Consider the following 400-nt stretch of genomic DNA (forward strand, 5'->3'; position numbering starts at 1 on the left):
TGAAATTCGAACTCGATACCTTCAGCTTCTAGCCATTTTTTTGCTTTTTTGATGGTGTCGCAATTCGGAATGCCAAACATAGTGATAGTCATTATTCTTCCTTTGGGTGATTTTATTTCGTTGTTATGAGTTGAATCCTATCAGGAAGCGGCAATTCAGACAAAATAGAGTGAGGAATATTTCATAGAGTGAAAAAAAACAGTAAGAAAATGTCACTATTGGAGACTTATTGATCAGCCTCAACATGTTGTCAGCAAAAAAAGAAATAATTGAGTTGCACATATATAGGAGGTGTCAATGGAGTTGAGTCCTGTTTTTGCAAGGCGGCTATATTTAGCATTGTTAGTGGAAAGCCTTGATAGGCCAAATGTGCCTAAACTCATCGAAAAAACGGGGTGGC

General features: G+C 37.5%; 1 protein-coding gene and 1 pseudogene. One reads left to right on the plus strand and one right to left on the minus strand.

Annotated elements, in window-relative coordinates; all coding sequences use genetic code 11:
- Window positions 1-92: pseudogene (locus AB4232_RS22660) on the minus strand (arsenate reductase); the annotation flags it as partial.
- Between the two features lie 205 nt (window positions 93-297).
- Between AB4232_RS22660 and AB4232_RS22665 the strand changes: the two are divergent.
- Window positions 298-400, plus strand: a 103-nt coding sequence (locus AB4232_RS22665) for a helix-turn-helix domain-containing protein (RefSeq protein ID WP_372088107.1), incomplete at its 3' end; no start/stop codon positions are given.

The sequence above is a fragment of the Vibrio sp. 10N.286.46.A8 genome, from assembly GCF_041470165.1.
In the GTDB taxonomy this organism is placed as follows: Bacteria; Pseudomonadota; Gammaproteobacteria; order Enterobacterales; family Vibrionaceae; genus Vibrio; species Vibrio tasmaniensis_A.